Genomic DNA, 25,593 nt, shown 5'->3' with positions numbered 1-25,593 from the left:
AGGGCCAGGCGCTGAGCAGAGGAGCAACGGCCGTCCTCAGCTCACGTCGATCAGTTCACCCAGGTCCAGCCCGGTGAGCTGGGGACGAACTTCCTTGGCTTCCCCTACGACGACGACCAGTAGCCCGTCGGTTCCCACATACCGCCGGTACGCCTCGGTGGCCTCAGCCGCGGTGGTGGCGGCGATCTGGGTCAGGTAGGTGTCGGCGAAGTCGATCGGTACGCCGTTCGCGATGTTGCTGCCGACCTGCTGGGCGACGGAATCGGCCTGCTCGTACCGCAGCGGGGCGGTCCGGATCAGACTGTCCTTCGCCTCCTGGACCTCCTGCTCGGTCAGACCGTCGCGGGCCTCCCGCAGGATCCGCAGCGCGTCACCGATCGCGGCACCGGTCACCTCGGTGCGGACGGCGCCACCGAGGCTGAAGGTCCCGCCCTTGCGCGGCGCCGCGAAGCTGGTCCGCGTGCCGTAGGTGTAGCCCTTCTCCTCGCGCAGCACGGTGTCCACCCGGGAGGTGATCGTGCCGCCGACGACGTGGTTCGCGACCGCGGCCGCACCCCACGCGGGGTCGCGACGATCCGGTCCGGCGCAGCCGATCAGCAGCTGGCTCTGGACCGATCCGGGCCGGTCGACCAGCACGACCCGGTTGCCGACGAGGTACAGCGGCTCCGGCGTATCCAGCGCGGTACTGGCGGTCGACGTCCAGCCACCGAAGGCCTCGTCGATGATGCCGGCCACGTCGACGCCGGTGGCGTCTCCCGCGAACAGCATCTGCGCGCGCTCCGGACCGATGTTGCGCCGGTAGAAGTCGGCGACCTGCGTGTTGGTCAGCGGGCGGATCGTGTCCGGGGTGCCCGCGGTCGGCCGGGACCGCCGCGTCGACGGGTCGAACAGATGGCCCGAGAACGCCTCACGGGCCCGGTAGGCGGCGTTCGCGCGCTCCTGGTTGATCTCGCCGAGCCGGATCGTCACGTGCCGGCCGACGTCGGCCTGGTTGAACGCGGGCCGGGTGACCGCCTCCGCGAGCAGTTGCACCGCCGGCGCCAGGTGCGACACCGGGACCGAGATCTCCACGTGCAAGGCGTCCGAGCTGACATCGACGCCGTACGCCGCTCCGTGCCGCTCCAGGGCGGCCGCGAACTCGTTGGCCGAATGCAGTTCGGTGCCCTCGTCGAGGGTGCGGGACATGATCGTGGCGACGCCCTCGAGCTCCCGCGGTTCGGCGATCAGCGGCATCGCGATCGTCACGCGGACCGTGGCGACGTACTGGCCGGGGCGATCGAAGACGTGCACCGGCGAGCCGGAGCTGGTCGTCGTCGTGGTGGCCTCGGGGAACGTCCACGGGCGCGGCGCACCGACGGCCGGTGGGGTGGTCAGAACCTGGTTCATGCCTGCTCTCCTGCGTTCTCCGACCGGCGGTAAGCGACCTGCACACGTCCGGCGGCGCGGATCCACTGCGCCGCGGCCGCCTGCACCTGCTCCACGGTCACTGCGCGGACTTGATCGATCCGGGTGTTGATCCGGTTCGGATCGCCGAACAGCAGCGCGTGGTGGGAGATCTCGTCGGCCCGCCCGGCGCAGGTGGACAACTGCTCCAGCCAGTCCCGCTCCGCCTGTGCCTGCACGGTCGCCAGTTCATCCTCGGTGACGCCGTTCTCGGCGAGCTTCTCGACCTCCTCGAGCAGCGCGTCCTCGACCTTCTGCAGGTCCACGCCGTCGGAGGCGATGCCGGTCAGCGTGCCGAACGACACCCCGCCGATCAGCGGCAGCGCACCGCCCGAGACCGACTGCGCGATCTGCTCGTCGCGGACGAGCCGCCGGTTCAGCCGGCCGCTCTGCCCGGCGGCGAGGACGTCGAGCGCGAGCCCGGCCGCGTCCAGCTCCGGCGTCCCGTCCATGGGCAGCCGGAACATCATCGTGATCAGGTCGGACGGTACGTCGGAGACGACGTCGTCGCGGTGGACTTCGGTGAGCGGCCCGATCGTGCCGTCCGGGGCGGCCGGCGGCTGCGGGATCGCCGGCAGGTGACCGAAGTACCGCTTGGCGGCGTCGAACGCGTCCTCCACCGAGACGTCGCCGACGATGGTCAGGACCGCGTTGTTCGGGCCGTAGTACTTGCGGAAGAACGCGTGCACGTCCTCCACCGACGCCGCGTCCAGGTCGGCCATCGAGCCGATCGTCATGTGCGCGTACGGGTGGTCCGCCGGGAAAAGGAGCCGGACCAGCCGCTCGTACGAGTCGCCGTACGGGCGGTTGTCGTAGCTCTGCCGCTTCTCCTCCTTGACCACGTCGCGCTGGTTGTCCAGGTTCTCCTGGTTGACCGCGTCGAGCAGGTAGCCCATCCGGTCCGCCTCGAGCCACAGGGCGAGGTCCAGACCGCCGCTCGGCAGTGACTCGAAGTAGTTCGTCCGGTCGAAGAACGTGCTCGCGTTCAGACTGGCACCGGCGTTCTCCAGCAGGCTGAAGTGCTGACCGGAGGCGACGTTGCGCGATCCCTGGAACATCAGGTGCTCGAACAGGTGCGCGAACCCGGTCAGCCCGGTCGGCTCGTGGCGCGATCCGACGTCGTACCAGAGGTTCACCGCGACGATCGGGACGGCGCGGTCCGAGCTGACGACGACGCGTAAGCCGTTGTCCAGCGTCTGCTCCGCGATGGGGTAGGTCAAGGGCATGCCGCCACCCTACGTGGTCCGGAAATTCTCCGCCGGTGGTGTCGATCCGCGCCGGGGTCGCGCATCGGAGTGGTGAATGCTGGAATCGACAGACCATGAGAGAGGTGACATCAGTGGGCAAGTACCTGGTGATGATCTACGACGACGAGGCCAAGTGGGACGCGGCGGACCCGTCGGTGACGGAGCAGAACCACAAGAACCACCAGGCCTTCGCGGACGCCAACGGTCCGGCGCTGCGCGGCGGTGGGCAGCTGGACGGAAGCACCACGGCGACGTCGATCCGTTCTGACGGCAGTGGCGGGTACGTCGTCACCGACGGGACGTTCGCGGAGACCAAGGAGGTGATGGGCGGCTACTACATCATCGAGGCGGCCGACCTGGACGAGGCGCTCGCGATCGCCAAGCAGGTCCCGTCCCCGATGGGTGGCGTCGAGGTACGCCCGATCATCAACGGTGGCTGACTCGGTCTCCGCGGCGGTGGCGGAGGCCCACTCGAGCGAGTGGGCCTTCGTCCTCGCTGCCACCGCACGCGTCGCAGCCGATCTGGATCTGGCCGAGGACTGCGTGCAGGACGCGTACGCCAAGGCGTTGGTGCATTGGCGCGAGCAGGGCGTGCCGCGGCGGCCGGGGGCGTGGCTGACGACCGTCGCGACGCGGCGCGCGCTCGAGTTGCGGCGGCGGGCCGACGTCGCGCAGCGGAAGCTCCCGCTGCTGATGCCGGATCCGGTCGAGGACTCCAACGGGGTGTTCCCGGACGATCGGTTGCGGCTCGTGTTCACCTGCTGCCACCCGGCGCTGGCTCAGGAGGCGCAGATCGCGTTGACGCTGCGGCTGGTGTGCGGGTTGTCGTCGGCGGAGATCGCGAGGGCGTTCCTGGTGAAGGAAGCCACGATGCAGGCCCGGATCACCCGGGCCAAGCACAAGATCTCGCGGTCGGGAATCCCGTACCGCATCCCGCGGCGGCCGGACTTGCCGGAGCGCATCGACGCGGTGCTGGACGTCGTCCATCTGGTCTACACGGCCGGCCACACGGCAGCGGACGGGGACGGGCTGACGCGGCCGGACCTGGCACGGCGGGGGATCGATCTCGCTCGGATGATGCGATTGCTGCTGCCGGACAGCGGGGAGGCGGCGGGTCTGCTCGCGCTGCTTGTGCTGACGGAGGCCAGGCAGGCCGCGCGGGTCGACGACGGCGGGCGGTTGGTGCTGATGGAGGACCAGGATCGCGCGCTGTGGGACCGGGAGCTGATCGATGAGGGGCTGGCGTTGGTGCAGGAGGCGGTGAGCCGGTCGGTCGGACGGTTCGGGCTGATGGCGGCGATCGCTGCCGTCCATGCCGAGGCCGAGCGCTGGGAGGACACCGACTGGATGGAGATCCTCGGGTTGTACGACGTGTTGCTGGCCCGCTGGCCGTCTCCGGTGGTCGCGCTGAACCGGGTGGTCGCGCTCAGCTACGTGTCGGGCCCCGAGGCGGCCCTGGCGGAGCTGGCCGATGATCCGGCTTTGGCGACGTACCCCTATCTGGCGTCGACGCGGGCGGAGCTGTTGTGGCGGACCGGACGGGTGGAGGAGGCGCGAGCGGCGTACGAGGAGGCGCTGGCGTTCACCAGCAACGCCGTGGAGGCGGAGTTCCTGCAACGGCGCATCACTCGAGGCGCTTGAGGACCTCGTCGTGCAGGCGGCCGTTGGTGGCGATGGCGTTCGCGCCGTTCGGGCCGGGGGTGCCGTCGACCGAGGTGAACTTGCCGCCGGCCTCGTCGACGATGATCGCCAGTGCGGCCATGTCGTACAGGTTGAGCTCGGGCTCGGCGGCGATGTCGACGGCGCCTTCGGCGACCAGCATGTACGACCAGAAGTCGCCGTACGCGCGGGTGCGCCAGCAGGACTCCATCAGCTCGGCCCACTGGTTCTTCTTGCCGAGCTTCTCCCAGCCCTTGAGCGAGGCGTACGACAGCGACGCGTCCTCGATCCGGCTCACGTCGCTGACCCGGCACGGCTGCGCGGACATCAGCGCGCGGCCGGTCCAGGCGCCATCGCCGTACGACGCCCACCAGCGCTTGCCCAACGCCGGGGCCGACACCACTCCGACGACCACCTGGTCCTCGATCATCAGGCTGATCAGCGTCGCCCAGACCGGGACGCCACGGATGTAGTTCTTGGTGCCGTCGATCGGGTCGACGACCCAGCGCCGTACGCCCCAGCCGGTGGTGCCTTCCTCCTCGCCCACGAACGCGTCCCGCGGCCGGGCCCGGGCCAGCGTCTTGCGCATCACGTCCTCGACCTTGCTGTCGGACTCGCTCACCGGCGACAGATCCGGCTTGGTGGCCACGTGCAGGTCGAGCGCCTTGTAGCGGTCCATCGTGGTCGAGTCCGCGTCGTCGGCCAGGATGTGGGCGAGCCGCAGGTCATCCGTGTGCGAGGGCATGCCGGAAGGCTAGCCCGTTCCCCCGCTCAGCGGGCGGAGTGACCGCAAACGTTGCGGATCGGTTGCGACGCGAATTGAACCCAATCGGGTGATTGAACGTGCAGTAAGTAGCCCGTGCGGGCTACTAGTGTCCTGAGTCGAACTTCCGACTCAGGACACTAGAGTCGGACCACGTTCTATGACCGCCAGGAGGCGTCAATGTTCGAGCGCTTCGGGGACCTGCCGCTACACGTGCTCGTGATCCACTTGGCCGTGGTGGCGCTGCCGATCGCGGCCCTGACCCTGATCGTCTTCGCGGTGATGCCGCGGTGGCGGTGGTTCCTGCGCTGGCCGGCGTTGGTACTGGGGCTCGGGGCGCTGGTGTGCGCGTTCGTGGCGAAGAAGAGCGGGGAGGCGTTCGTCGCCGCGGTCCCGTCGCTGCAGCAGCCGGTCAAGCTGCACGAGCAGCGCGGAGATCTGCTGTTCTGGTTCTGCCTGGCCTTCGCGGTGATCGCCGTGGTCGCGGTCCTGGTGCTGAGCGGGCCGTCGTCGCTGGCCAGCGGAAAGGGTGCCAAGGCAACCAAGAGCCGCCCGCTGGAGCTCGTCACCAGCGCCGCCGTCGTGGTCATCGGCGTTATCGTCATCTACCAGACCATCCGCACCGGCGACGCCGGCGCCAAGGCCGTCTGGACGGGTCAGCTTCCGCCTAAGTAAGGTCCTGCTCCGGTACTGCCTGGGTGCGGCCTTCGCGGCTGGCCAGGAGGCGGCGGAAGGACGCTACCCGGTCCGGGTCGAGGCGGCCTTCGGCGACAGCTTCGTCCAGGCCGCAGTCGGGGGCGGACTCGGTGTGGGTGCAGCCTCGGGGACAGGACTCGGTGACCTCGGCCAGGTCGGGGAAGGCATCGATCACCTTGTCCGGGTCGACGTGCGCCAGCCCGAAGGAACGGATGCCGGGAGTATCGATCAGCCAGCCGCCGTCAGGCAGCCTGAGGACCAGCGTGTTCGTCGAGGTATGGCGCCCGCGGCCGGTCACCTCGTTGACGACGCCGATCGCGCGGTCGGCACCGGGAATCAGCCCGTTCACCAGCGTCGACTTGCCGACGCCCGAGTGGCCGACCAGGACACTGATCCGGTCCTGGAGCTGCTCCTGGAGGCCGGACAGATCGCCGCCTTGCTGCGTGGCCACCGACTCGACCCCCAGCGGACGGTAGATCGACAGCAGCGGATCCGGGTCGGCGAGGTCGGTCTTCGTCAGGCACAGCAACGGCCGCATACCCGCGTCGTACGCCGCGACCAGGAAGCGGTCGATCAGGCCGGTCCGCGGCTCCGGGTTCGCGACGGCGACGACGATGACGAGTTGGTCCGCGTTCGCCACCAGCGGCCGCTCCACCGGGTCGTCGTCATCGGCCGACCGGCGCAGGAGCGTCGTTCGCGGGAGAACCTCGACGATCCGGGCCAGCGAACCCTCGTCACCGCTCGCGTCGCCGGCGAGCCTGACCCGGTCGCCGACGATCACGCCCGTGCGGCCGAGCTGCCGCGCCTTCATCGCGGTCACCTGCCGGTCGTCGACCCAGCAGGTGTAGCGGCCGCGGTCGCGGGTGATCACGATGCCGGTGACGGCGTCGTCGTACGAGGGGCGGTCCTTGGTCCGCGGCCGGGTCCGGCGCTTCGGCCGGTCGTACCGGGCCTCCTCGTCGTACCGCGACATCAGCTCGTGAGCCCCGACCACATGTCGGGGAACTCGGGCAGGGTCTTCGCCGTGGTCCCGATGTTCTCGATCTCCAGCCCGTCCACAAGCAGGCCGACCACGGCGGCGGCGTGGGCCATCCGGTGGTCGTTGTAGGTCCCGAAAAGCCCACCGTGCAAGCGCTGCGGCCGGATCTCCAGCCCGTCGGCCGTCTGCGTCACGTCCCCACCGAGCGCGTTGAACTCGTGCTCGAGCGCCGCCAGCCGGTCCGTCTCGTGGTTGCGCAGGTGCGCGATTCCCCGAAGGTACGACGGTCCTTCCGCAAACGCAGCCACCGCCGCGATGACCGGGCTGAGCTCACCGACCTCACTCAGGTCGAGGTCGACGGCCTGCACCCGGCCGGTGCCGCGGACGGTGAGGCCGTCGGCGGTGCGAGTCACCTCGGCACCGAACCGGGTGAAGATGTCGCCGAGTTGACCGCCAGGCTGGGTGGTCTGCTCCGGCCAGCCGGTCACGGTGACCTCGCCGGCGGTGACGACCGCCGCGGCCAGGAACGGCGCAGCGTTGGACAGGTCCGGCTCGATCGTGGTGTCCATCGCCCGAATGGGGCCGGGGGCAACGACCCAGCGGTTCGGTTCGCTGTCGTCGACCTGGACGCCGCGCTCGCGCAGCATCGCCACCGACATGTCCAGGTGCGGCTGCGATGGCACCGGCTTCCCGTCGTGGCGGATGTCGACGCCCTCGTCGTACCGGGCTCCGGCGAGCAGCAGGGCCGACACGAACTGACTCGACCCGGAGGCGTCCAGCGTGACCTTCCCGCCACGGACCGAGCCTGCGCCGGACACGGAGTACGGCATCCGGCCGGTGCCCTGGTCGTCGATCCGGACGCCGAGCGTGCGCAGGGCGTCGAGGATGACGCCCATCGGGCGCTCCCGCGCGTACGGGTCGCCGTCGAACTCGACCACGCCGTCGGCCAGTGCGGCGACCGGCGGCACGAAGCGCATCACGGTGCCGGCGAGACCGCAGTCGACGGACGCCGGGCCCTTGAGTGAGCCCGGGGTCACTGTCACGGCGGAGCCGTTGTCCGCGATGCCGACACCGAGTGAGACGAGCCCGGCGCGCATCAGCGCGGTGTCGCGTGCAGCGAGCAGGCCGGTGAGATGCGACGGGCCGTCGGCGAGCGCGGCCAGGATGAGGGCACGGTTGCTGATCGACTTCGATCCGGGCACCGTGACCCGGCCGCTGACCGGTCCCTGGGCCTTCGGTGCCGCCCAGCCCTGCTGCGTGCTCATCCCACTCCCTCGGCTCGGAACTCCTGCCTTGAGCCTAGGGCATCGCGGTTGTACGACCTTCCAGCCTTCCGGGCGCCGTCAGCCGAGGTTCAGTTCTGCCTTCGCCAGTTTGGCGGCGTGCTTGGCCTCACGGGCCAGCTGCTTCGTCTCCCGCTTCGCGGCCTTCGCGCCGCGTTTGGTCTCCCGCTTCGCGGCCTTCGCGCCGTGGGTGGCCCGCCAGGCGACACCCGGCTTGCCCTCGGTGTCGACCGCGGCGAGCAGCAGACCGCCGAACAGACCCAGGTTCTTCATGAACTGGATCCGCTGCGCACCCCGGGCCTCCTTGTCCTTCACCTGCCAGAACGGGTGCCCGGCGACCGTCACGGGGATCAGCGTGGCGGCCAGCACCGCGGCGCCCGTCCGCCGGCCCTTGCCGCTGGCCAGTGCGAGACCGCCGAGCACCTGGACGACGCCGTTCAGCCGAACCAGGTTGACCGTGGTCTCGGGGATGCGGTCAGCGATCTGCGCCGGTGCGACGTTCTTCACCATCGGCACCAAGCGGTCCGTCACCGGCTGGGCCTTGGGCACCAGCGGCTCCGGGTTCCGGATCGAGTTCACACCCTGCGCGACGAAGATCATCGAGAGCAGTGGCCTGGCCAGTGCACGCACGACAGTCATGCCTCCTTCATACACCACGTCCTGTACGCCGTCCGGTACCCAAGGCTGCGCGGTTCAGCCTCAGATCGGGCAACCATCCGGACCACAGGCGGCGTCGTCGGTGCCGGCGCCCGGGGCGGTGATCAGCGTCACCGGCTTGCGGTCCGCGTTCGCCCGGCGCAGCGCCTCCTGGAACACCTCGACCGGCTGTGCGCCGCTGACGCCGTACTTCTCGTCGATCACGAAGAACGGCACCCCGTTCGCGCCGTACGCCAGCGCCTGGGCCTGGTCGTCGGCGACATCCTGGGCGTACGTCGTACTCGCGAGCACCTCGCGGACCCGCTCGGACGGGAGGCCGACCTCCTCGGCGAGTTGCGTGAGCGTCGCGTGGTCGCCGACCGGGAGCCCGTCGGTGAAGTACGCCTTGAGCAGCCGCTCCTTGAGGCGGTCCTGCGTGTCGGCAGGCACCTCGCCGGCGGCCATCAGGTCGCGGGCCAGGTGCAGGACACGGTGCGCGTCGACGGTGTTCGCGGACTTGGCCCGGTCGAGGTTGTACTCGAGGCCGAGCTCGGCGGCGATCTCGGTCACGTGCGCGTTGGCCTGCACGCCCCACGCGCGGTCGCGACCGTACTTCTCACCCAGCCGGGTCGGCAGGTCGCGTGGATCGTCGCTCGTCGCGGACGGGTCGAGCTGGAAGCTGTGCCAGACGATCTCGGCCTTCTCGCCGCTGGACTCGAGGGCCTGCTCCAACCGCCGCTTCCCGATGTAGCACCACGGGCAGATGACGTCGGACCACACATCGATACGCATACTCGTGCCAACTCACCGTGATCGGCGGTCTATTCCCAACCAGACCCGAGTGTGATGCGTCCGACGCTGCATGGACGAACAACTGGTGCGTGCCTTGCTGCAGGATCAGCATCCGGATCTGGCCGAACTGGAGCTCCGGGAGGTGGTCGGCGGCTGGGGCAACCAGATGTGGCGGCTGGGGGACGACCTGGCGGTTCGGATGCCACGGACCGAAGGGGCGCCGGAGCTGCTGTTGAAGGAGCATCGCTGGATGCCCGGCCTCGCGGCCCGTCTTCCGCTTCCCGTCCCCGTCCCGGTCCGCCTCGGCGAGCCGTCCGACCGCTTCTCCCGCACGTGGCTGATCACCACCTGGGTCCACGGAGAACCCGCGGACCATGCACCGATCACGGATCCGAAGGCTGCCGACGTACTGGTCGACTTCCTGCAGGCGCTACACACCGATGCGCCGGCCGAAGCGCCGGCCACTGACCGAACCGGCCTGCCGGCGGGACTGATCGACTCCGACGAGGTCCGGGCGTACGCCGGCCGCGGCGACGAGATCCGTGCGGTCTGGGAGGACGCGATCGCGGCGCCGGAGTGGGACGGACCTCCGGTGTGGCTGCACGGCGACCTGCACCCGGCCAACGTGGTCGTTGCCGACGGCACCCTTGCCGGCGTCCTGGACTTCGGTGAGATCTGCGCCGGCGATCCGGCGAACGATCTCGCAGCCGCCTGGATCCTGCTCCCGGCCGGGGCCGCGGACCGGTTCTTCGAGCGCTACCAGCCGGACCAGGCAACGGTACGTCGGGCTCGCGGCTGGGCCGTGGTCCGGGCGATGTTCCTGATCGCCATGGGAATCAACGGCGACAAAGGCCTCCCAGGCGGCAAACCACACTGGGGCCCAGCCGGTGTAGCGGCCCTCGATCGCCTGCTGTGATCGTCGACCGGCTCGGCTGCTGACAGCGGGCTCGTCCGTCATGTCAGCACGGTGGCCGTCCAGTGTCAGCGCGGTCTTCGAAGCTGGTCTCATCAACAGCTCGTCACCAGCGAATCAGGAAGGTACGACCATGCCGACTTTCAACACCCCCGAGCCGATCTCCGCAGTCCTCGACATCCCCGCGGGACGCATCCAGTTCATCGCCGCCGACCGGGCCGACACCGCCGTCGAGATCGTGCCGGCGAACCCCTCGAAGGGCCGCGACGTCAAGGCGGCGGAGGAGGCCAAGGTCGAGTACGGCGACGGCGTTCTGCGGATCGAGGTCTCGGCCAAGAACCAGTACTTCGGACCTTCCGGCTCCGTCGCGGTGACCGTCCACCTGCCTGCTGGTTCCCAGGTCGAGGTGAACGCGGCCAGTGCCGAACTCCGAGCCGTCGGACGGTTCGGCGACGTCGCGGTCAAGAGCGCGCACGGCTCGATCGACCTGGAGGACGTCGCGAGCGCCCACCTCACCACTGTCGCCGGTGACGTCTCCGTCGGCCGCCTCAACGGGCCCGCGGAGATTCGCACCAGCCAGGGTGACATCCGGATCGCCGAGGCCGTGAGCGGTGCGGTCGTACTGCGCACCGACGTCGGCGAGGTGGAGGTCGGCGCCGCTGCCGGAGTCTCGGCCACCCTGGACGCCGGCACCACCACCGGCAGGATCAGCAACGCGCTGAAGAACGCCGAAGGCGACACCTCCCCGCTCACCATCCGAGCGACCACGACCGTCGGCGACATCGTCGCCCGCAGTCTCTGATCGCAATCGACGACCGACCCGACGCGGCCCGCACGCCACAGTGGTGTGCGGGCCACGGGACGTCACCGGGCGGCTTGCTCGATCACCTGAGTGACGGCTGACGAGTGGGACAGGGCGACCAGGTGGGACGCATCTGGGATCTCGACCGTCCTGGCGTGGGCGCGCTCGGCCATGAACCGCTCGGCCGCGGGCGGGATGGCGTGATCTCCGGTCGGGATCACGGCGTACTTCGGCAGACCGGCCGGAGCCGTCGTCGCGACCGGCTCGTCGAAGGCGGCGGCGTTGATCGGACGCTGGGAGGCCCCGAGTACGGCGGCCTGCCGAGCGGGCAGGTCGGCCGAGAACACCCGGTGGAACGCCTCCGGCTTCACCACGAGGTCGACGCCACCGGAGTAGCTGATCGCGTTCGTGGTGTCCGGCCCGAGCTCGCTGCCCGGGTACTTCGCGTTCAGGGCGCCGATCGTCTCACCGGCCTGCGGGATGAACGCGGCCACATACACGAGCGACTTGACCCCGCTGGTCCCGGCGAGTTCGCTGACCAGCGCACCGCCGTACGAGTGACCGACGAGGACCTTCGGACCCGGGACTGCGGCGAGGACGCCGCTCAGGTACGTCGTGTCGGCGGCGATCCCGCGGAGCGGCAGGGCGGGGACGACCACGGTGTACCCGTCGCGTTGTAGCTTGCCGGTCACCTCCGACCAGCTCGCCCCGTCGGCGAACGCGCCGTGCAGGAGAACGATGGTCGGCTTCGGGTTGTGCTCGGTCTGAGCGGTGGCGGTGGTCGCGCCGGTCAGCAGTACTGCGGCGGTGGCGAGGAGTGCACCAAAACGACGGAGCTTCATCGGGCCGCACCCCCCTCGACCGCGGTCGCGATGAAGTCGGCGACAGCCTTCGGCTGCGAGACGGCCACGGCGTGCGAGCCGTCGACCTCGATGGTGGTGGCCCTGGCGCGGGCGGCCATGATGCGCTCGCCCTCCGGCGGGATCGCTTCGTCGCCCGTCGCGACCAGGACATGCACCGGCAGCCGCTTCCAGCTCGCCGGACCGGCCTTCTCGTCGAACGCCGATGCGGCGATCGCCTTCTGGGTCCGGGCCAGGACGTCTGCGTCCTCGACGTCGGCGGCGAACAGCGCCGGGAACTTGTCCAGCGCGATGCTCAGGTAGGTCTCCTCGCCGCCGTCGGCGGTCGGCAGCGTGTGCGGCACCAGACCGGCCGGGAAGTCGTTGGTGGGGAAGCTGCCGAGCAGGTCCTGCAGGCTCTCGCCCTCGTCCAGGAGGAACGCGGCGACGTACACCAGGCCGGTCACGTTGTCGGCCTCGTTCGCGGCGGCGGTGATCACCGCGCCGCCGTACGAGTGCCCGACCAGGACGACGGGGCCGTCGATCTCGCGGACCTGGGCGGCGACCCGGCTGGCGTCCAGCGCGGGACCGCGCAGTTCGTTGCTGACCGCCACGGCGTTGATGCCGCGACTCGTCAGTTCGGCGATCACACCGGCCCAGCTGGAGTTCTCCGCGAACGCGCCGTGCACGAGGACGACGGTGGGGGTCTTGTCGGTCATTGCTCTCGATCTCCTTCAGGTTTGGCTTGGTACTAGAAGGAAACCGCGCAGGCCCGCTCGGCCGGATCGACCGAACAACGGAACTTGCCAGGGGTGAACTCAGCCGTGGACGACGGCGGTGCACCCAAAACTCATGCGTTCGGGGGAGGAGTGAATCGCTCCAGCACCAGACGGGTCAGCTGGACCCGCGAGTTGACCCCGAGCTTGCCGAACGCGGACCGCAGATGGGTGCCGACGGTACTTGCGGAAACGACCAGCTCCTCGGCGGCGGACCGGTTGGTATGGCCCTCGGCGACCAGGAGCGCGACCCGGCGCTCCATCGGGGTGAGCGCATCCCAGCCCTCCTGAGCCCGCGGCGGTACGGCGGACCACCGGCGGCGTCGTACTCCGGCTGCCTGGAGCACCGCCTGGATCCGGCCGGCGGGAGCGGTGGCGCCGAGTGTGGTCAGGGTGTCGAGGGCGTGTTCGAGGGCGGCGATGCCGGTCGAGCGGTCGCCGGACTCCAGTACGGCGCCGCCGTACAGCTCCTCGGCCTTTGCCAGCAGCAACGGCCGGTGCGCCGTACGCAGCGTCTCGGTCGCCGCTGCCAGCCGCTCCAAGTCGTTGCCCGCAGCCACCAGCTCCAGCGCCCCGCGGTGCGCTGTCGATGGGGTAGCGGCCGCCTGTTCTGCCAGCAGGTCCTCGGCGTCCGCCTGGACGAGTACGTCGGTCCGCTCGGGGAAGTCCGGCGGTACGTCGCGCAACCGGGCGGCCGCCTTGGCATCGCCATCCGCGACCGCGAGCAAGGCGTTGATCGTCGGGTCGTGCCCCGCGAGCTCCCGTGCGTGGGTGAGCTTGCCGCGCTGCAGAGCAATGAGCGCGAGCACCTGATGCGCCACCGGAGCCAACGTGCTGTCGTGCAGCTGGCTCATCCACCGGAGTCCGGTGTTGGCAGCCTGCTCCGCCTCGGCCAAGTTGCCAGACGCGTACTCGAGCCGCGCCTGCAGCACAGCCAACTGCGGCGCCACCCACGAGTCGCCGCCGCTCAGCAGCTCCCGCACCCGCTCCAACCCACCCGGCAACTCATCAACCTCAGCCCGGCAGTACAGCTCGCCGACCTCGACCAACGCATCCGGCAAGCTCCCCAGCCCGGCGGGCACTCGCCGAGCCTGCACGTAGTACTGAAGGGCAGTCGCATACCGCCCCGCCGCCCGCTCCTCCTCCGCCGCGGCCACCAGCAACACGCCCCGAGCCACCGGGTCTTCCGGCGTGCCCGGCGCTTCTGCACCGGCCAGCACCCGGAAGGCCGTGAGGCGCTCGGAGAGCGGAGGCTCCGCGCCCGGAACGGTGAGGTCGCGGACGTCCAGGCGGTTGGTCGGCCATTGGTACGGCGCCAGGTGCAGGCGGACGGTGGCTTGGAGCGTCGGGGTGATCGGACCCCGGTAGAGCACGCTGCCACTGAGCAGGTCGTCCGCGAACGCTTTGGCGCGGTCGTACTGCCGGGCCGCGAGGAGGATGCTCACGACCTCTTCACCGACCTCAGCGCGCAGCGGGTCGTCGACCAAGGTGAGGTCGAACGCCTCCTGGATGACCTCGGCGGCCGTGGTCGACATGGTCGCCAGCAGGCCGCGGGCCGCCTCGCGCAGGGTCGCGATCGCCGAGGCGTCACCGGGCTGCGCGACTGCGAGTACATGGGGAGCCGCAGCGGCCGCTCCTCGGCCAGCCGACATGAGCTGACTGGCTATGGCCCCGTGCAGAGCTCTCTGAGCCGAGGGAGGTACGTCGGCCAGCGCAGCCGACCGCAGTAGCTCGTGGCGGAAGCGCAGTACCGAGCCGGCATCCGTGAGCAGCCCGGACTGGATCGCCTCCTCGAGCGGATCGGCCAGTCTGGCCACCGGCTCGGCCATGAGTACGGCGACGTCCTCGAGCCGGAACTCGCTGCCGAACACCGAGGCCGTCCGCACCAGTGTCCGACTGAGCTCCGACAGTCCGCTGGTACGGCGCCGTACGCCTTCGACCAGACCGGTCGGGAGCGGACCGGTCGTGTCCGGGGCGGTGCCGAGGTACAGCCCGTCGATCAGCTGTTCGGCGAGGAACGGGATGCCCTGGACACCGGCCAGCTGGATGGCGAGGGACGGGTCGACCGGACCGTTCAGCAGATCGGCGGCGATGTCCTGGATGGCCTCTGCGGCGAGCGGTGCGAGGTTGATGGCGTGGATCGGGACCTGGCCGCGGACGGCGTCGGTCAGCTGGTCGGTCACGCCACCGGGGGACGGGCGAGCGGCCACGAGCCAGAGCAGCTGGGAGTCGGCCAGCCGGGCCGCGACCACGCGGAGTACGAAGGCGGTCAGCGGGTCGGACCACTGCGCATCGTCCAGCACGATGACAGCCGGCGTACCGTCCAACCGGTGGCCGATGAGGTCGGCCAAGCGCTCAGCGAGCCAGAGCGGCTGGGTGTTGAGGGTGGCCAGCTCCATGAACTGCGCTGTGTCGACCAGCGGCTCCTTGCCGGCGCGGAGTGCGGGTGCGAGCGAGGACAGCGGGCTGATGTTGTCGGTCTGTTGTGCGGACGCGCAGGCGACCAGGAAGCCATGCCGCTCGGCCTGCTCGACTGCGGCGGCCAGCAACGCCGACTTGCCGATCCCGGGCTCGCCGGTGACGACGGCCAGCGAGGACTGCCCGTCAGCGGCTGCGCGCAGTGCGTCCAGCAGCCGTCTGAGCTCCGCCGAACGCCCACGCAACGGCCCCATGGTGGATTTGTACCACTCAGCCGCAGCGGCGGACCGCTAGCAGGGCGTAGGCGCGGGCCGCGTGCAGGACCTCGGACAGACGCACGTGCTCGTCGGTGGCATGGGCGTACCGCACGTCGCCGGGACCGTACTGGAGCGTCGGGATCCCCGCCGCCGCATACAGCCGGAGATCCGAGCCGTACGGCGCTCCCTTCACCTCAGGAGTCGTGCCACCCGCGTCAGTGGCTGCCTGCACCGTGTCCGCCAGCAGCGGATCTCCCTCGGTCAGCAACCCTGAGGCGAACTCACCTCCCGGCCAGCTCACCACGACAGGATGCTCACGCAGCCAGTCATCCTTCGCGCACGCTTCGGCGATCGCCGCCTCGAAGGCATCCCGCGCCGCGGCCACCGATTCGCCGAGGCGTACGCCGTACCGGCCCTCGGCGACGAGGAGATCCGGGACGGTGCTGGCCCAGTCGCCCGCCTCGACCCGACCGACGGACAGCGGGTTCGCCAGCTCGAGGTGCGCCAGCAACGGGTGCGGATCGCGGTTTCGCTCGGCCTCCATCGCCTGCAGCGCCGACTGGATCACCACGAACTTCTCGACCGCGCTCACCCCGCGGGTCCGGGTCGAGCCGTGCGTCGCGAGCCCGGGGACCTCCAGCCGGAAGGTGAGCGACCCGGCGTTGGCCGGGATGACACAGCTCGCGGTCGGTTCGGCGATCAGGCACGCCTCGCCGGTGTGGCCGCGCTTCAGGGTCGCGAACGCGCCCGCGCCGCCGTCCTCCTCACCGATCACGGTGTGCACGGCGAGCGGCTTGCGCAGCTCGATGCCCGAGGCAACGATGGCCGCGACCGCGCCGAGAATCGCGGCCACGCCACCCTTCATGTCACAGGTACCGCGACCCCACATCACCCCGTCCTCGACCCGTGCCGAGAACGGATCGCCGTCCGGCCACAACCCGAGCTCACCCGGCGGCACCACATCCACATGCCCGTTGAGAATCAGTCCCGGCGTCCCGTCTCCACCGAGTACCCCCACACAACCCCACGCCTCGTCCCGTGCGACCTCCATGCCGGGAAACTCCGGGTCGGCGGTGATTGTCGGCAGGTCGATCGGCCACTTGTCGACAATCAGACCGAGCGCCGCCAACCGCTCCGCGCACCACGCCTGGACGTCGCCCTCGGCCGGAGTACCGTCGACACTCGGGATGCGCACCAGGTCACGCAGATCCTCGATCACCCGCGCGTCGTCGACCGCGGCCAGCACCCGTCGCTCCACCTCGCTCAGCATGCGCACATCATGCATCCAGCAGTTCGAACACCCGCCGCGCGCCCTCCCGGACCAGATCCTGCGAGAACTTCGAGCGTTCGTGGACGAACTCGGCGATCGTCGCGTACGCCGCCGCCGCGCACACTGCGACCGCCGCCCGCCCACCGGCCCGCAATGCCGCTTCCAGGAACAGCTCGTCGACTCCGGCCGGCGCACCATCGCGTGCCGCTGACGTCGCCAGCGAGACCAGGTCATACGCCCGCGACCCACCGCCCGCCGCCTCGATGTCGACGATCCCGGAAATCCGCCCATTGTCGACAATCAAGTTGCCGACGTTGAGATCCCCGTGCACGAGATCGTTGTCGGGCAGGACCTCGCCACGGTGCGGCCGGCACAACTCGGCGTAGCGGTCGAGCAGCTCGGCGACCTCACCGCCGTACGCATGCACCCGGCCCCAGACGCCGTCCCAGTCCTCGAAGACGACGCCGCTCGACCACCCCGACCAGCTCACACCGTCCTCGGGGACGAGATTGCGCTGCAGTTCGCAGATCGCGATCAATTGCCGGGCCAGCCGCTCGTCCAGCACCGATGTGTCGCGGAGCGGCTCGCCGGTGACGAACTCCTGCAGCTGGTACGGCGACCCGGCCACGGTCTCGCCCACAGCCAGCCAGGCCGGGGTCGGGTAGCCGGCCGTTCGCGCCCGGCCGACCAGTTCGGCCGCCCGCCGGACCCGCGGCGCCCAGCTCGGGTCGGCCGTCCACTTCAGGACGACCGTGGTGTCGCCGTCGGTGAGCTCGTACGCGCTGGACTGGAGACCACCGGTCAGTTGCCGGACGAGCTGGTAACTGGTGCCTAGGGCAACGTTCAGCTCGGCGACAACCGACGCGGTGGTGTCCACTACGGCGTCAGCCGGTGCAGGTCGCGCGGGAACAGCGTGACCTCGCGGACGTTCTCCGCCCCGGTCAGCCGCGCGACGAAGCGCTCGAGACCGATCGCGAAGCCGCCGTGCGGTGGCATCCCGTGCTTGAACGCCTGCAGGAACGAGCTGTACGCCGGGTCGTCCGGCGACTCACCACGCGCCGCGAGGGCGGCGGCGTAGTCGCTGTAGCGATGCAGACGCTGGCCACCGGTGACCAGTTCGACGCCCTTGAAGAGCAGGTCGAACGAGTTGGACCAGCGCGGGTCCGACGGCTGCGGATGGGTGTAGAACGGCCGCTTCACCATCGGGTAGCCCTCGACCGCGACGAACTCGCTGCCGTGCTCGCGCAACGCCCACTCGCCGATCGCCCGCTCGTCCTTCGGTGCCAGGTCCGGCTCGTCCGGGTCCGCGCCGGCGATCTTCAGCGCCTCGCTGAAGTGCACGACCGGCACCTCGACCGGGATCTCCGGCAAGGCGACTCCCAGCCGTTCCAGCGCCGGCGTCGCCCGTTCGCCCACTGCGGCCAACATCCCGGCGACGGCCGAGCGCAGTACGGCGAGCACGTCGCGATGGCCCTCGATGAACCCGAACTCCGCGTCCAGCGACACGTACTCGGCCAAATGCCGGACCGTGTCGTGCGGCTCGGCCCGGAACACCGGTCCGACTTCGAAGACCCGCTCGAACACCCCGACCATCGTCTGCTTGTAGAACTGCGGCGACTGCGCCAGGTACGCCGGGCCACCGAAGTAGTCCAGCGCGAACACGTTGGCCCCGGACTCGGTCGCCGTACCGACGATCTTCGGCGTCTGGATCTCGGTGAACTCCAGACCGTCCATGGTCCGGCGGAACCCGTGCAGCGCAGCGGCCGCGATCTCCCAGCCGGCCCGCACCGCCGGGTGCCGCAGCGCGACCGGCGCGTTGTCCAGTACGACGGGCAACCCCGCGCCGACCGTGGGTCGCCAGAGCTCGATCGGCGGCGTCGCGGCCGGCTCGGTCAGCGCCTCGATCACCGGGTCGACGATCTCCGCGCCGCCGGGTGCCTGCGGGTTGGCGGCGACCGTACCGGTCACCTGGACGACGGTCTCCTCACCGAGTTCGTCCAGCTGTGCTTGGGTTTCCGGCGCCTTCACGACGATCTGGCTCAGACCGGATCGGTCGCGCAGGATCAGGAAACTGACGGCGGCGAGCCGTCGTCTTCGGTGGACCCAGCCGGCCACCGTGACGGACTGGCCTACTGCTGAGGGGATCTCATGGCTGAGAATGCGCATCGCTGTTTTCACCTCCAGGTCGTTTCTCGTACCCCGGAGGTGTGGGCGAAGGGGAATCTCGCGGTGCCACCACACCTTCACCGGATCGGGCACGTGCCCGGGTCCGGCCTCTTGCCGTGCATCCGCTCGGGAGTGTCTTCGCCACCGCTCCACGCATCGCCTTCACAGCTACCGGCGACTCTCTCGAACGTGGTGTACGGCGCTACTCGGTTCCGTCAACGCGAACCCGACCAGCCTACCGACCCCCACCCCCCACCACCAACCGACTTCCCACCCCCCCCACCCCCCGCCCGCCCTCGCCCCCTGTCTGGTGGGTTGACCCATCCGCGTGTGGGTTGGCCAGTCGCACGCGGTTGGCCAACCCACGGTCTGATGGGTCAGCCCACCAGAACGCGAGCTAGGAAGCGACCGCGATCCGACCGGCCCCGCCCTCGACTCGCACCCGGCCCCCGTCTGGTGGGCTGACCCATCCGCGTGCGGGTTGGCCAGTCGCACGCGGTTGGCCAACTTCCGTTCTGATGGGTCAGCCCACTAGAACGGAAGGGGAGGCGGGGTGGGGGCGGAGGAGGTGGGGTGGGGAGGTCAGCGGCGGGTGGTGGAGGGTGGGATCTTGACGGAGTCGGTGTCCTCGCGGCCGCCGGCCTGGGCGTGCACGGTGATCGTGTTGCTCGAGCCGGTGCCGGGCAGCCATGCGGCCCACTGCGAGTTGAACGGCTTGCGGTAGTTGTCGGTCCAGCAGGTCATGCTGTTCACGTCGGACGACCGCGAGCAGGTCCACCCGACGTTGAGCGCCGGCACGAACTGCAGGCTGCGGCCCCAGGTGATGTCCAGCGTCACCCGCCGGTTCGTGGCCCCGCTGAGCTGTAGGAACCGGTTGTAGAGGAACGGGTTCGGGTCGGTGCCCGGTGTCGGAGTGACGATCTGCAGCAGCGACTCGTCCGGCTGGATCCCCGGCAGTACGTCGGAGTCCGTGTCGCTCACCAGCCCGGCCGTCGCCGCCACCGTGAACGTCCGCGCCGCCGCCGGGCCGTCCTCGGGTACGTCGAAGTCCGCGGGCAGCGGAGCTGGCTTCGCGGGAGTGAGCGACGTACAGGTCTTCGTCGACGCCGAGCACTTCCAGCCCGCGGGGTTGCCGGTGATCGGCCACTCCAGCGACGAGCCGTAGCTCAGCTTCAGAGTCACGCTGGTCCGGTCCGTGCCCGGGGCAACGGTCAGGATGCGGTGGTGGACGTCCGGGTCCGTCTTGCCGGCGACGATCTTCAGCAGGTTCTCGTCGGTCCGCGGCGGTGCGGTCAGCGTGGCCGAGTCGTCGTCGTACAGGCGGCCGGTCTTGGCCGAGACGGTGAAGGTCCGGTCGGCTGCCGAGCCGCCGGTCGGCGTCGTGAACGAGACCGGCAGTGGCTGGGGCGCGGACGAGTTGTCCGCCGTACACGTGCCGGCGGCCTGGTCACACGTCCAGCCGCGAGGGTCCCCGCTGAGCGGCCAGTGGAGTGCGGAGCCGTACTTCAGGCCGACCACGATCGGGTCGGCGTTCTGCGCCGGGGCCGTGATGGTGATGATCCACTGCTCGGAGGCCTCGCTTTGCACCCCGCCGGCCCGAGTCGTGGGGCTGCTACCGCCGCGCGGCGCACTGATGGTCAGCAGGCCCTCGTCCAGGATCGGTGTCGTCGGCAACGGTGGGGTCGGCGTGGTCCCAGGCGGAGTCGGAGTGACGCCGGGCGTCGGCTCCGGTGACGTCGGCGCGGTCGTCGGGGGTGCGGTGGTCGGAGCCTTCGTCGGCTCCACGGTCGGTGGCTTGACCGTCGGCGGCGTAGCCGGTGGCACCGTCGGAGCTGTCCCCGGTGGCTGGGTGGGTTGCTGGCTCGGCGGATTGCTGATCGCCGCCGGGGGAGTGTCGTTGCCGGTCAGCGCCATCGCCGCGAGCACGGCCGCGACCGCGACGACCACGACCGCCCCGGCGCCGACCGCGGTACGCGTGCTGTTCTCGGTGGCCTTCTTCCAGCCCGTGGCCAGGAAACCGACGAAGCCGACCTTGGCGCCGGACGCGGCGGCCAGGTAGCCGAGACCCGCGGTGCCCAGCAGGGCCGGGGCGAGCAGGGCCGGCAGCGCGCTGTTGACCTCGACCAGTTCGAGGTAGACCGCGGTGCACTTCGCGCAGCCGTCCAGGTGCTCGCGGACGTTGCGGTTCTCCCGCTTGGTCAGGCCGCCGCGGACGTACGCACCCAGACGCTCGGTGGTCCAGCGGCAGCGATCCCCGGCGACGTCGGCCAGGTGCTGCTGCAGGTAGGCCTGGCGCAGACCCTCGCGGGCCCGGTAGGCGAGCGCGGACACACCGTTCGCGGTCAGACCGAGCAGGGGAGCGATCGCGGCCGGCTTCTCACCCTCGACCTCGGTGTGCCAGAGCACGGCCTGCCACCGCTCGGGAAGACTCGCGAACGCCTTGGCCGCCGCGCCGCTCTCGAAGCCGGTCACGGTCGGGTCGTCGAAGGTCTCCGGCTCCCGCTCGTACGCCGCGATGTCGTCGGTGGCCTGCACCTTGCGCCCGGACCGGATCCGGTCGACGTGCACCCGCCGTACCGTCGTCAGCAGGTAGGCGCGGAACGAGATGTCCGGGCCACCGCCGGAGCGGAGCGCGTCGAGCACCTTGGCGAACGCGTCGCTGGCCAGGTCGTCGGCATCGTTGGCCGGGACCAGTTGGCGGGCCATCCGTTCGGCCGCGTGGTGATGCCGGCCGAACAACTCGCCGTACGCCTCGAGGTCGCCGTTGCGGACGCGGGCGATCAGTTCGGCGTCGCTCGGTCCTTCCGGCGTCTCCATCGATCTCCCCGAGGTCTGTGGTCACGACTGTCCGTACGACGGCGTCACCGTCTGTCACATAGTTGCCGAGGACAAGGCTCCCACGTGGGACGGGCTGTACGCATCTTCCCGGCGCACCTTTCCTGACGAGGACGCCCACGCGGAAGTTACGCGAAAAAAGTTCTCCGAATCCGCGTCATGAACTTCGCCGGCCGCTGTCTCACCTCCGGAACGACGCTTCCGGCCGACCGGTCGGGAGACTGACGGGGCTGTTTTCGAGGAGGGCCATGTCGCTGTTCGCGGATCTCCGCAGACGGTTCGACCTGCGTCCGGCCAAGTCCCTGAACCTGGCGGGGTCGCCCGCACGGAACCGGCCGGAAGCGTCGTCTCCAACCGATCAACCGTGCGGGCGGACGGAGCCGCACGGCACAGCCGGCCCCGACGCGATGAGCTGTCCCGAAAGCAGCACCGACCACAGCGCCTACCTCGCGATCGCCGAGGCGCTCCGGGACGGTGCCGATGTCGTGCCTGCGAGCGACGAGGTCGGCCGCCAACTGGCGGCCGACGGAGTCTCGTTGCTCGAGGCACTTGATGGGCTGAGTGCGCTGTACCGCTCGATCGCCGGGGGCGAGCCGGCTTTCGCCGCGGTACGCGCACTCAGTTCCAGCTGGGCCGAGGCCTCCCTCGTCTACCTCCACTCGCTGTCCTGCGAGGACCCGCTGACCGGGCTCTCCAGCCTGGCGCACCTGCGGTCCCGGCTCGGCGAGCTCTACCGAGAGGCGGAATTCCGTGGAACTTCCGTACCGCAGACCCACGCACTGGTGGTTGTCGAGCCGCTCAATCCCCCGGGCACCACGCCGTTCGACCGCGAGCTCCGGCTGGTCGACGTGGCGGAGTGCCTGCGGATCGTCTTCTGCGGCGGTGACGTACTGGGCCGCGTCGGCTCACACCGTGCGGCGGCGCTCGTCGGCCGCGAGCCGAACCTGCCGGAGCAGGTCGCGACGGTACGAGCCCTGATCACCCAGTGGCGGCTGGACACCGACGTACCCCAGCTGGCGCGGATCTGGATCGAAGGACTGCCGAGCAGCGACGAGATGTCCGGCCGGGTGCTCGACGAACTGGCCAGACCTTAGGGACCTGCGTCCGGACGCCAACAGGGGGGTGCCCGGACGCATCGGACCGGCGGCGGATCGCTCATCACGGGGTGAGCGATCCGTCGTCGCTCGTCCCGTGGTCGTTGTCGGTGGCCCTGTCTAGGCTGGTGCCATGTGCGGAAGATACGCGTCCAGCCGGGACCCGTCGGACCTCGTCGTCGAGTTCGAGATCGAGGCCGGGAACGTGCGCGAGTCGGTGCAGGAGCTCGCAGACAACTACAACGTCGCGCCGACCGACCAGGTGATCGCCGTGGTCGAGCGGAAGAACCGCGAGCAGCCCGAGGACACGGTCCGCAAGCTGACCACGGTCAAGTGGGGACTGGTGCCGTCCTGGGCCAAGGACACCTCGATCGGCAACCGGCTGATCAACGCCCGGATGGAGACGGTGGCGGAGAAGCCGGCCTTCAAGAAGGCGTTCGCCACCCGGCGCTGCATCCTGCCCGCGGACGGGTACTACGAGTGGTACACGGCCGAGGAGAAGGTGAACGGCAAGCCGGTCAAGCAGCCGTATTTCATCCACCCGGCCGACGGCGGCGTGCTGGCGATGGCCGGGCTGTACGAGATCTGGCGGGACAAGTCGGTCCAGGACGCGGACTCCGACGAGGCCTGGCTGTGGACCTGCACGGTCCTGACGACCACGGCCACCGACGACCTCGGCCGCATCCACGACCGGATGCCGCTCCTGGTCGAGCGGGAGCGGTACGACGCCTGGCTCGACCCGCTGTCGTCGGATCCTGACGACCTGCTCGACCTCCTGGTCCCGGCCGCGCCCGGCCGGCTGGAGGCGTACGCCGTGTCCAAGGCGGTCAGCTCGGTGAAGAACAACGGACCGCACCTGGTCGACCCGCTGCCGCCCGACGGCGCCGACCCGATCGACAAGCCACCGGCGCCCGAGGAGACCACTCTCTTCTGACCCACCCACCATCTTCCCTTCCCGTCCTTGGAGCAGCTGTCTGCTGACCCACCGCCCGAGCAGCGCCGATCCGTCGCCTTCTGATGACAGGATGGGCGCGTGACCGACGAACGGATTGTGGGGACGCCGCACGGTGAGGCCCGGATCGTGGCGCATCGGGCCCGGCGGCCGGTGGCGACGCTGGCCCTAGGTCACGGCGCCGGGGCGGGGATCGAGTCCGGCGACCTGGCCGCACTGGCCGCCCGGCTGCCGAAGCAGGACATCAACGTATTCCTGATCGAGCAGCCCTGGCGCCGGGCCGGGAAGAAGCTCGCGCCGGCGCCGAAGATCCTGGACGAGGCCTGGATCGCGATCATCGGCCAGCTCCGGGTCCGCACCCCGCTGGTGATCGGTGGCCGCAGCGCCGGGGCCCGGGTGGCCTGCCGGACCGCGAGCAGCCTGGGTGCGTCCGGCGTTCTGGCGCTGGCGTTTCCGTTGCATCCGCCGGGCAAGCCGGGCAGCTCCCGCGTCGACGAGTTGCAGGGCGCCGGGCTGCCGACGCTGGTCGTGCAGGGGGAGCGGGACCCGTTCGGGTCGCCGGAGGAGTTCCCGCCGCTGACCGAGATGGCCGTCGTACCGGACGCGGAGCACTCGTTCAAGGTTCCGAAGCGGGCCGAGCTGAGTCAGCAGGAGGCGTTCGACCTGCTGGTCGAAGCTGTGTTCGAATGGGTCAGCCGCGAAGTGTCCGGATGATGGTCAGCGGTTGAACGCTCCGCCGCGCCCGCTCAGGCGGGAATGACGCTGCGGCGGGGGGTGTTGTGACGTACATGATGGCGACGAGTGTGGCTCCGGCGCGAGACGCTGGGCAGACCCCGGTATTCTCGATCACGATGCCGACTCCCACCACCACCGAGACACCCGAGCAGCGCACCGCGCGGTTCGAGCGCGAAGCGCTGCCCTTCCTGGACCAGATGTACGCCGCGGCGATGCGGATGACCCGTAATCCGTCCGACGCCGAGGACCTGGTGCAGGACACCTTCGCGAAGGCCTACAGCTCGTTCCACCAGTTCACGCCGGGCACCAACCTGAAGGCGTGGCTGTACCGGATCCTGACGAACACGTTCATCAACGGATACCGCAAGCGGCAGCGTCAGCCCACGCAGTCGCCGACCGAGGAGATCGAGGACTGGCAGCTCACCGCCGCCGAGTCCCACACTCCCGGTGGACTGAAGTCGGCCGAGGCCGTCGCTCTGGAGCATCTGCCCGACTCGGACGTCAAACAAGCGCTGCAGTCCATCCCGGAGGACTTCCGCCTGGCCGTGTACCTGGCCGATGTCGAGGGCTTTGCCTACAAGGAGATCGCCGACATCATGGGTACGCCGGTCGGGACCGTGATGTCCCGGCTGCACCGTGGCCGGCGCCAGTTGCGTGAGCTGCTGGGCGACTACGCTCGGGATCGTGGCCTGATCCCCACGTCGGACGACAGCGCCGACGCGACCGCGGAGAAGGAGGAGTCGTGAGCTGCGGCGAGCACCACGACGTCGACTGCAGCGAGATCCTGCAGCGGGTGTACGTGTTCATCGACAACGAGCTCGAGGACGCCAGCACCGACGAGATCCGGCAGCACCTCGAAGAGTGCGCCCCGTGCCTGGACGAATACGACCTGGAACGCTGCGTGAAGAAACTCGTGCACCGTTCCTGCGGCTCGGACCACGCCCCGGATGCCCTTCGCCGGAAAATCCTTCTCCGGCTGACCCAAATCCAGGTGGAAACCACCATCATCACCACCGACTGAATCGCCGTTCGCCCGGT

General features: G+C 70.1%; 24 protein-coding genes. 10 read left to right on the top strand and 14 right to left on the bottom strand.

Translation table 11 applies throughout. The features are described 5' to 3' along the window. Positions 1 to 36: 36 nt before the first annotated feature. Both AB0I34_RS13720 and AB0I34_RS13715 read right to left on the bottom strand, forming a co-directional pair. Positions 37 to 1,386 (bottom strand): pitrilysin family protein, encoded by a 1,350-nt coding sequence (locus tag AB0I34_RS13720; RefSeq protein WP_360444573.1) that lies wholly within the window; start codon positions 1,384 to 1,386, stop codon positions 37 to 39. Then, positions 1,383 to 2,669 carry a pitrilysin family protein gene (locus AB0I34_RS13715; RefSeq protein WP_360444570.1) on the bottom strand — a complete coding sequence of 429 codons (1,287 nt, stop codon included), beginning with the start codon at positions 2,667 to 2,669 and terminating at the stop codon, positions 1,383 to 1,385. Before AB0I34_RS13715 ends, AB0I34_RS13720 begins: the two co-directional genes overlap by 4 nt. A gap of 104 nt (positions 2,670 to 2,773) precedes the next feature. Here AB0I34_RS13715 and AB0I34_RS13710 point away from each other — a divergent pair, with 104 nt between their 5' ends. Beyond that, entirely contained in the window at positions 2,774 to 3,130 is a 357-nt protein-coding gene (locus AB0I34_RS13710) for a YciI family protein (protein WP_360444567.1), read from the top strand. Next, complete coding sequence (locus tag AB0I34_RS13705; RefSeq protein WP_360444564.1) at positions 3,123 to 4,331, top strand: DUF6596 domain-containing protein; 1,209 nt, start codon at positions 3,123 to 3,125, stop codon at positions 4,329 to 4,331. The genes AB0I34_RS13710 and AB0I34_RS13705 overlap by 8 nt, the downstream gene beginning before the upstream one ends. Here the strand turns inward: AB0I34_RS13705 and hisN are convergent. Next, positions 4,315 to 5,094, bottom strand: coding sequence for a histidinol-phosphatase (gene hisN, locus AB0I34_RS13700; protein WP_360444561.1), 780 nt, complete (start codon positions 5,092 to 5,094; stop codon positions 4,315 to 4,317). The genes AB0I34_RS13705 and hisN overlap by 17 nt on opposite strands. 198 nt (positions 5,095 to 5,292) lie before the next feature. Between hisN and AB0I34_RS13695 the strand changes: the two genes are divergently transcribed. After that, on the top strand, positions 5,293 to 5,787 hold the full coding sequence (locus tag AB0I34_RS13695) for a DUF2231 domain-containing protein (protein ID WP_360444558.1): 495 nt from the start codon (positions 5,293 to 5,295) through the stop codon (positions 5,785 to 5,787). Here AB0I34_RS13695 and rsgA read toward each other — a convergent pair. The 4 genes from rsgA to AB0I34_RS13675 form a co-directional block, all read right to left on the bottom strand. Next, on the bottom strand, positions 5,780 to 6,781 hold the full coding sequence (gene rsgA / locus AB0I34_RS13690; protein ID WP_360444555.1) for a ribosome small subunit-dependent GTPase A: 1,002 nt from the start codon (positions 6,779 to 6,781) through the stop codon (positions 5,780 to 5,782). The two genes, AB0I34_RS13695 and rsgA, sit on opposite strands and share 8 nt — an antisense overlap. After that, complete coding sequence (gene aroA / locus AB0I34_RS13685) at positions 6,781 to 8,052, bottom strand: 3-phosphoshikimate 1-carboxyvinyltransferase (protein ID WP_360444552.1); 1,272 nt, start codon at positions 8,050 to 8,052, stop codon at positions 6,781 to 6,783. Before aroA ends, rsgA begins: the two co-directional genes overlap by 1 nt. A 78-nt stretch (positions 8,053 to 8,130) precedes the next feature. Beyond that, a complete protein-coding gene (locus AB0I34_RS13680; RefSeq protein WP_360444546.1) occupies positions 8,131 to 8,709 on the bottom strand; it encodes a DoxX family membrane protein in 579 nt (192 codons plus the stop codon). 60 nt (positions 8,710 to 8,769) lie between these two features. Next, complete coding sequence (locus tag AB0I34_RS13675; protein ID WP_360444543.1) at positions 8,770 to 9,498, bottom strand: DsbA family oxidoreductase; 729 nt, start codon at positions 9,496 to 9,498, stop codon at positions 8,770 to 8,772. 70 nt (positions 9,499 to 9,568) lie between these two features. Here AB0I34_RS13675 and AB0I34_RS13670 point away from each other — a divergent pair, with 70 nt between their 5' ends. After that, positions 9,569 to 10,414: an aminoglycoside phosphotransferase family protein gene (locus AB0I34_RS13670; RefSeq protein ID WP_360444540.1), complete on the top strand. Its 846-nt coding sequence runs from the start codon at positions 9,569 to 9,571 to the stop codon at positions 10,412 to 10,414. A 130-nt stretch (positions 10,415 to 10,544) separates the two neighbouring features. Further along, positions 10,545 to 11,213 carry a DUF4097 family beta strand repeat-containing protein gene (locus AB0I34_RS13665; RefSeq protein ID WP_360444537.1) on the top strand — a complete coding sequence of 223 codons (669 nt, stop codon included), beginning with the start codon at positions 10,545 to 10,547 and terminating at the stop codon, positions 11,211 to 11,213. A gap of 62 nt (positions 11,214 to 11,275) precedes the next feature. Here AB0I34_RS13665 and AB0I34_RS13660 read toward each other — a convergent pair whose 3' ends face one another. From AB0I34_RS13660 to AB0I34_RS13630, 7 genes are all read right to left on the bottom strand, one after another. After that, complete coding sequence (locus tag AB0I34_RS13660; protein WP_360444534.1) at positions 11,276 to 12,055, bottom strand: alpha/beta hydrolase; 780 nt, start codon at positions 12,053 to 12,055, stop codon at positions 11,276 to 11,278. Then, positions 12,052 to 12,771 (bottom strand): alpha/beta hydrolase, encoded by a 720-nt coding sequence (locus AB0I34_RS13655; protein ID WP_360444531.1) that lies wholly within the window; start codon positions 12,769 to 12,771, stop codon positions 12,052 to 12,054. Before AB0I34_RS13655 ends, AB0I34_RS13660 begins: the two co-directional genes overlap by 4 nt. Before the next feature lie 131 nt (positions 12,772 to 12,902). Further along, positions 12,903 to 15,500: an AAA family ATPase gene (locus AB0I34_RS13650; protein ID WP_360444528.1), complete on the bottom strand. Its 2,598-nt coding sequence runs from the start codon at positions 15,498 to 15,500 to the stop codon at positions 12,903 to 12,905. A gap of 16 nt (positions 15,501 to 15,516) precedes the next feature. Beyond that, complete coding sequence (locus tag AB0I34_RS13645; protein ID WP_360444525.1) at positions 15,517 to 16,773, bottom strand: ArgE/DapE family deacylase; 1,257 nt, start codon at positions 16,771 to 16,773, stop codon at positions 15,517 to 15,519. 7 nt (positions 16,774 to 16,780) lie between these two features. Next, a complete protein-coding gene (locus AB0I34_RS13640) occupies positions 16,781 to 17,650 on the bottom strand; it encodes an aminoglycoside phosphotransferase family protein (protein WP_360444522.1) in 870 nt (289 codons plus the stop codon). Continuing rightward, a complete protein-coding gene (gene aspS / locus AB0I34_RS13635) occupies positions 17,650 to 18,939 on the bottom strand; it encodes an aspartate--tRNA(Asn) ligase (protein ID WP_360444519.1) in 1,290 nt (429 codons plus the stop codon). The genes AB0I34_RS13640 and aspS overlap by 1 nt, the downstream gene beginning before the upstream one ends. A 582-nt stretch (positions 18,940 to 19,521) precedes the next feature. Beyond that, positions 19,522 to 21,756, bottom strand: coding sequence for a sigma-70 family RNA polymerase sigma factor (locus AB0I34_RS13630; protein ID WP_360444516.1), 2,235 nt, complete (start codon positions 21,754 to 21,756; stop codon positions 19,522 to 19,524). Positions 21,757 to 22,022: 266 nt separating this feature from the next. Between AB0I34_RS13630 and AB0I34_RS13625 the strand changes: the two genes are divergently transcribed. The 5 genes from AB0I34_RS13625 (at position 22,023) to rsrA (ending at position 25,576) form a co-directional block, all read left to right on the top strand. Then, entirely contained in the window at positions 22,023 to 22,868 is an 846-nt protein-coding gene (locus tag AB0I34_RS13625; RefSeq protein WP_360444513.1) for a hypothetical protein, read from the top strand. A 133-nt stretch (positions 22,869 to 23,001) separates the two neighbouring features. Then, positions 23,002 to 23,802, top strand: coding sequence for an SOS response-associated peptidase (locus tag AB0I34_RS13620; RefSeq protein WP_360444510.1), 801 nt, complete (start codon positions 23,002 to 23,004; stop codon positions 23,800 to 23,802). A gap of 99 nt (positions 23,803 to 23,901) precedes the next feature. Continuing rightward, on the top strand, positions 23,902 to 24,534 hold the full coding sequence (locus AB0I34_RS13615) for an alpha/beta family hydrolase (RefSeq protein ID WP_360444507.1): 633 nt from the start codon (positions 23,902 to 23,904) through the stop codon (positions 24,532 to 24,534). Between the two features lie 137 nt (positions 24,535 to 24,671). Then, the gene (locus AB0I34_RS13610; RefSeq protein WP_360444504.1) at positions 24,672 to 25,301 is read left to right on the top strand and encodes a sigma-70 family RNA polymerase sigma factor; all 630 of its coding nucleotides are present in this window, start codon (positions 24,672 to 24,674) and stop codon (positions 25,299 to 25,301) included. Continuing rightward, entirely contained in the window at positions 25,298 to 25,576 is a 279-nt protein-coding gene (rsrA, locus tag AB0I34_RS13605) for a mycothiol system anti-sigma-R factor (protein WP_360444501.1), read from the top strand. The genes AB0I34_RS13610 and rsrA overlap by 4 nt, the downstream gene beginning before the upstream one ends. Positions 25,577 to 25,593: the final 17 nt, after the last annotated feature.

This window comes from Kribbella sp. NPDC050281, from assembly GCF_040655855.1.
In the GTDB taxonomy this organism is placed as follows: Bacteria; Actinomycetota; Actinomycetes; order Propionibacteriales; family Kribbellaceae; genus Kribbella.
This window is presented reverse-complemented; position numbering and strand designations above follow the sequence as displayed.

What these genes read in the sequence shown, in the direction of transcription:
- AB0I34_RS13720 (WP_360444573.1), bottom strand. Translation starts at nt 1,386, where the DNA reads ATGAACCAGGTTCTGACCACCCCACCGGCCGTCGGTGCGCCGCGCCCG.
- AB0I34_RS13715 (WP_360444570.1), bottom strand. Translation starts at nt 2,669, where the DNA reads ATGCCCTTGACCTACCCCATCGCGGAGCAGACGCTGGACAACGGCTTA.
- hisN (WP_360444561.1), bottom strand. Translation starts at nt 5,094, where the DNA reads ATGCCCTCGCACACGGATGACCTGCGGCTCGCCCACATCCTGGCCGAC.
- AB0I34_RS13695 (WP_360444558.1), top strand. Translation starts at nt 5,293, where the DNA reads ATGTTCGAGCGCTTCGGGGACCTGCCGCTACACGTGCTCGTGATCCAC.
- rsgA (WP_360444555.1), bottom strand. Translation starts at nt 6,781, where the DNA reads ATGTCGCGGTACGACGAGGAGGCCCGGTACGACCGGCCGAAGCGCCGG.
- aroA (WP_360444552.1), bottom strand. Translation starts at nt 8,052, where the DNA reads ATGAGCACGCAGCAGGGCTGGGCGGCACCGAAGGCCCAGGGACCGGTC.
- AB0I34_RS13680 (WP_360444546.1), bottom strand. Translation starts at nt 8,709, where the DNA reads ATGACTGTCGTGCGTGCACTGGCCAGGCCACTGCTCTCGATGATCTTC.
- AB0I34_RS13675 (WP_360444543.1), bottom strand. Translation starts at nt 9,498, where the DNA reads ATGCGTATCGATGTGTGGTCCGACGTCATCTGCCCGTGGTGCTACATC.
- AB0I34_RS13670 (WP_360444540.1), top strand. Translation starts at nt 9,569, where the DNA reads ATGGACGAACAACTGGTGCGTGCCTTGCTGCAGGATCAGCATCCGGAT.
- AB0I34_RS13665 (WP_360444537.1), top strand. Translation starts at nt 10,545, where the DNA reads ATGCCGACTTTCAACACCCCCGAGCCGATCTCCGCAGTCCTCGACATC.
- AB0I34_RS13660 (WP_360444534.1), bottom strand. Translation starts at nt 12,055, where the DNA reads ATGAAGCTCCGTCGTTTTGGTGCACTCCTCGCCACCGCCGCAGTACTG.
- AB0I34_RS13655 (WP_360444531.1), bottom strand. Translation starts at nt 12,771, where the DNA reads ATGACCGACAAGACCCCCACCGTCGTCCTCGTGCACGGCGCGTTCGCG.
- AB0I34_RS13650 (WP_360444528.1), bottom strand. Translation starts at nt 15,500, where the DNA reads ATGGGGCCGTTGCGTGGGCGTTCGGCGGAGCTCAGACGGCTGCTGGAC.
- AB0I34_RS13645 (WP_360444525.1), bottom strand. Translation starts at nt 16,773, where the DNA reads ATGCTGAGCGAGGTGGAGCGACGGGTGCTGGCCGCGGTCGACGACGCG.
- aspS (WP_360444519.1), bottom strand. Translation starts at nt 18,939, where the DNA reads ATGCGCATTCTCAGCCATGAGATCCCCTCAGCAGTAGGCCAGTCCGTC.
- AB0I34_RS13630 (WP_360444516.1), bottom strand. Translation starts at nt 21,756, where the DNA reads ATGGAGACGCCGGAAGGACCGAGCGACGCCGAACTGATCGCCCGCGTC.
- AB0I34_RS13625 (WP_360444513.1), top strand. Translation starts at nt 22,023, where the DNA reads ATGTCGCTGTTCGCGGATCTCCGCAGACGGTTCGACCTGCGTCCGGCC.
- AB0I34_RS13620 (WP_360444510.1), top strand. Translation starts at nt 23,002, where the DNA reads ATGTGCGGAAGATACGCGTCCAGCCGGGACCCGTCGGACCTCGTCGTC.
- AB0I34_RS13610 (WP_360444504.1), top strand. Translation starts at nt 24,672, where the DNA reads ATGCCGACTCCCACCACCACCGAGACACCCGAGCAGCGCACCGCGCGG.